Source organism: Candidatus Palauibacter polyketidifaciens (assembly GCF_947581785.1).
Lineage (GTDB): Bacteria > Gemmatimonadota > Gemmatimonadetes > Palauibacterales > Palauibacteraceae > Palauibacter > Palauibacter polyketidifaciens.
On sequence record NZ_CANPVO010000024.1, the window covers coordinates 1 to 3,769 of the forward strand.

A 3,769-nucleotide genomic window follows, 5' to 3' on the forward strand; every position below is an offset into this window, starting at 1 on the left:
TCCGAGATGTGCGGCTCCGTCATGAAGACGCGGGCGTCGTACACGTTCACCGAGACCGCGGGCAGACCCGAGTTCTCGCTCCTGTCCGGCCGGGCCGGGGGCGGGCGCGGCTCCATCGGCGCGAGCAAGTCGTTCCGCCGCCAGAGCGAGCCGGTGTTCACGCCCCGCGAGTTCGCCCTGCTCGCCAACTACCAGGCCGTCTGTCTTCCGTACAACGGCGTGAAGTCGCTTCCGGCCACCCGCGTCTACCTGAAGCCCCACTACCTGCCGAGGGAGACGGGCTACTGGAGGCTCCGGGAGGAGGGCCGGATATGAAGCGCGCCAGCGGCGTCGGCCACCTCGTCCCGTTCCTTCCGGGCCTGGAATCCCTGCTCGAAGACCCGGAGGTGTCCGAGATCATGATCAACGGACCCGCGAACGTCTGGGTCGAGCGGGCCGGGAAGCTGGAGCCCCACGAGGCGCCCGGACTCACCGGCGCCTGGCTCCACCGCGCGGCGATCCACATCGCCCGGCCGCTCGGGCTCGACCCCGCCGCGAAGCCGGTCCTGGACGCGCGGCTCGGAGACGGGTCGCGGGTCGCGATCTGCACTCCGCCCGCGAGTCCCGAGGTCGCCATCACAATACGCCGGTTCGGAGGCCGGGCATTCTCCGCCGAGGATCTCGTCCGCATGGGATCGCTGCCGGAACAGACGCTCCATGCCGCCCGGGACACGCTCGCGGCCCGCCGCAACATCCTCGTCTCGGGCGGCACGGGTTCAGGCAAGACGACGCTCCTGAACGCGTTGATCGAACTCCTGCCCGAAGACGAGCGGATCGTCGCCATCGAGGACACGCTCGAACTCAGGATCGACCGCGCCAACTGCCTCCGGTTCGAGGCCGGAGCCACCCACGACACGCCCGTCTCGATCCGCGACCTGGTGCGCCACGCGCTCCGCCACCGGCCCGACCACATCGTCGTCGGCGAGGTCCGGGGCGGCGAGGCCGCCGACCTCTTGCAAGCCCTCAACACCGGGCACGGCGGATCGCTCACGACCATCCACGCCAACAACGCCCGCTCCGCGCTGTCCCGCCTCGCGAGTTGCGCCATGCAGGCCGGAGACGCGCTGCCCTGGGAAGTCACCTGCCGGGGCGTCGTGGACGGAATCGCGCTCGTGCTGCACGTGGCGCGCCGGGACGGTCGGCGGTTCGTCGAGGAGGCGCTCGAAGTACGGGGCTACGACGCGGCCACCGGCCGCTGGATCACGGAAGCGACATGGACCACTCAACCACCGAAGGAGGTGAACGCATGAAGTGCGACGACCAGACCATCCGAGTCAAGACGTTCGAGGACTTCGACCGCGAACTCGCGCGCGACAGCGGCGACACGCTCGAAGTCGACGCCTTCCTGGCCGAGCAGTACGGCCTCTTCCCCGAGGACGTAGGCGACGAGGACGAGATCGCCGCCGCGTGGGACGACCCGCACGGCGCCGCCGGCGAGGAGGTGGACGCATGAACCACGACGAATACCACCGCAAGTTCGCCGACGCGATCATCGAGCAGATCCGGCAGGGCACCGCCCCGTGGCAGAAGCCGTGGGCGCCGGGCGAGCGCGTGATGCCCATGAACGTGGACACCGACCGCTCCTACCGGGGCGGCAACAGCCTGCACCTCGCCTCCGTCCAGCAGGAGCAGGGCTACGGCGACGTGCGCTGGGGCACCTACCGCCAGATCCAGGCGCGCGGCGGGCAGGTCAGGAAGGGCGAGCGCGGCACGCGCATCCTCTCCTTCCAGGACAAGAAGCGGATCGCCGTGACCGACGAGCAGGGTCGGCCGAGGAGGGACGCCGAGGGCAAGAAGGTCTACCGCTACGAGAAGCTCAAGGCGCCGTTCGTGCGCCAGTACACCGTCTTCAACGCCGAGCAGGCCGACGGGCTGCCCGAGCGCTCGAACCCGACGCCCGAGCCGCTCTGGAAGGTGCACCAGGAGGCGGAACGGGTCATGGAGGACGTTGGCGTCCCGGTCCGCCACGTCCAGGGCGACCGCGCCTACTACCACATGAAGCGCGACGAGATCGTGCTGCCCGAGCGCGGCCAGTTCCCGTCGGCGAACCACTACTACCAGACCGCGCTCCACGAGCTGGGCCACAGCACCGGGCACAAGGACCGGATGAACCGCGAGACCCTCATCGAGGGGATCGACGGCGGGTTCGGCTCGCCCCAGTACGCCCGCGAGGAGCTCAGGGCCGAGATCAGCGCGATGATGACCGGCGAGCGCGTCGGCGTCGGACACGACCCGAGCCGGGGCGCGGCCTACGTCGAGGGCTGGATCCAGGCGCTCGAGGAGGACCCGCGCGAGATCCGGCGCGCGGCCGCGGACGCGCAGAAGATCTCCGACTTCGTGCTCGACCGGCACCGCGAGCGCGTGGCCGAGCGCGACCCCGTCGCCGTGGCGGCGGTTCGCACGCCCGCGCAGGGACCGCAGAGGATCGTCGTGCCCGTGCCGAGGATCCCGGTCCCCGAGCGCGGCTTCGGGCCGAGCCGCTGACCGTTGAGAGGAAGAGAGATGTTCGGCCGCACGGCCGAACCGGACCCCCGTTCCGCCGCGCCACCCAGCCGCGCGAGCCATCGCGCTCGGATGCGGAACGGCCATCGCCGAGAATACGCCGCGGGCCGGGACGGCGGGTCCATCTCCTTCCCCGACCGCTGCGCCGGGGCGCTGACCGACATCGGCGTCCACGGCGCGGTCTCCTACCGCGACTTGGCCGAGGTACACTTCGGCGGCCACCCGTTCACCACCCGCCGCGCCGTGAACGCCTGGATCCGGGACGGTCTGGTCGAGGAGCACGCGGCCACCGGGCCGAAGGGCAACCCGTTCAAGGTTCTCTCGCTCACCCCCAAGGGCGTGGCCGAGGCCCGGAAGCTCGCCGCCGAGCGCGGCATGGATCCCCGGCAGGAGATCCGGCTCGCCCGCGTCCGGCCCGCCGAGGCCGCACACGACACCGCCATCCACCGCGCCTGCCGGATCGAGCGGAAGCGGCTCGAAGCAAGGGGCGCCACCGTGCGGCGCGTCCGCCTCGACACCGAACTCAAGAGCAGGATCGCGCGCGCCAGCGAAGGCGCGCGGAAGCGCGGCAAACGGGCCGCCGACACCGAGCGCCACCGGATCGCGCGCGAACTCGGGCTCCCCATCGACGAAGACGGCCGGGTGCTCTACCCCGACGCCCAGATCGAGTACGAGGACGCGGACGGACGGACCGGCCGCGTCAACGTCGAGGCCGTCTCCGGCAGCTACCGCGAGGCGGCCGTCCGCGCCAAGGCCGCCGCCGGGTTCGCGATGCACGCCAACGGACCGGCGGCGGCGGGACTCCTCCGCAGGCTGGGCCTCGGCAGCGACAACGGCTCCTGGCTCCGCGGCCCGGCCGACCGCGATCCCGCCTCACTCGAACTCTGAAGACAAAGGAGAAACCACGATGCAGCCCTGGAAGATCAGCGCGGGACTCACCGCCGCACTCGCCGGATCCGCGTTCCTGCTCGGCGGTGCCCGCCTCGAATACCTCTCGTCCCACTGGCCAAGGATCCTCGCCGAACACGGCGTCGCGCTCGCGCTGCACGCCGCGCTCGCCCTCACCACGGTCGCGGCCACGATCTACGTGGTTGCCCGCACCACCGGGCTCGCCGACCTCGGCCGCCGCGTGGATCTCGCCGAACGGTCGGTGCGGCGCGGCGAGGGCGATCCCGGCCTCGCCGACGCGCTCCATCAGGATAGGCAAGGAGAATGGAAATGACCCGCA

Annotated in this window: 6 protein-coding genes; all 6 read left to right on the top strand. The window is 71.5% G+C overall.

Annotated features, from left to right (window positions below):
• Nucleotides 1–315 (top strand): hypothetical protein (locus tag RN729_RS07735; RefSeq protein ID WP_310783366.1); only part of this gene is annotated, 315 nt, incomplete at its 5' end.
• Nucleotides 312–1,289, top strand: a complete 978-nt coding sequence (locus RN729_RS07740; RefSeq protein ID WP_310783368.1) for an ATPase, T2SS/T4P/T4SS family — start codon at nt 312–314, stop codon at nt 1,287–1,289. The genes RN729_RS07735 and RN729_RS07740, both read left to right, overlap by 4 nt.
• The gene (locus RN729_RS07745; protein WP_310783370.1) at nt 1,286–1,492 is read left to right on the top strand and encodes a hypothetical protein; all 207 of its coding nucleotides are present in this window, start codon (nt 1,286–1,288) and stop codon (nt 1,490–1,492) included. Before RN729_RS07740 ends, RN729_RS07745 begins: the two co-directional genes overlap by 4 nt.
• Nucleotides 1,489–2,523, top strand: coding sequence for a zincin-like metallopeptidase domain-containing protein (locus tag RN729_RS07750; RefSeq protein WP_310783372.1), 1,035 nt, complete (start codon nt 1,489–1,491; stop codon nt 2,521–2,523). Before RN729_RS07745 ends, RN729_RS07750 begins: the two co-directional genes overlap by 4 nt.
• Before the next feature lie 90 nt (nt 2,524–2,613).
• Nucleotides 2,614–3,429: a hypothetical protein gene (locus RN729_RS07755; RefSeq protein ID WP_310783374.1), complete on the top strand. Its 816-nt coding sequence runs from the start codon at nt 2,614–2,616 to the stop codon at nt 3,427–3,429.
• A gap of 19 nt (nt 3,430–3,448) precedes the next feature.
• The gene (locus tag RN729_RS07760) at nt 3,449–3,763 is read left to right on the top strand and encodes a hypothetical protein (protein ID WP_310783376.1); all 315 of its coding nucleotides are present in this window, start codon (nt 3,449–3,451) and stop codon (nt 3,761–3,763) included.
• Nucleotides 3,764–3,769: the final 6 nt, after the last annotated feature.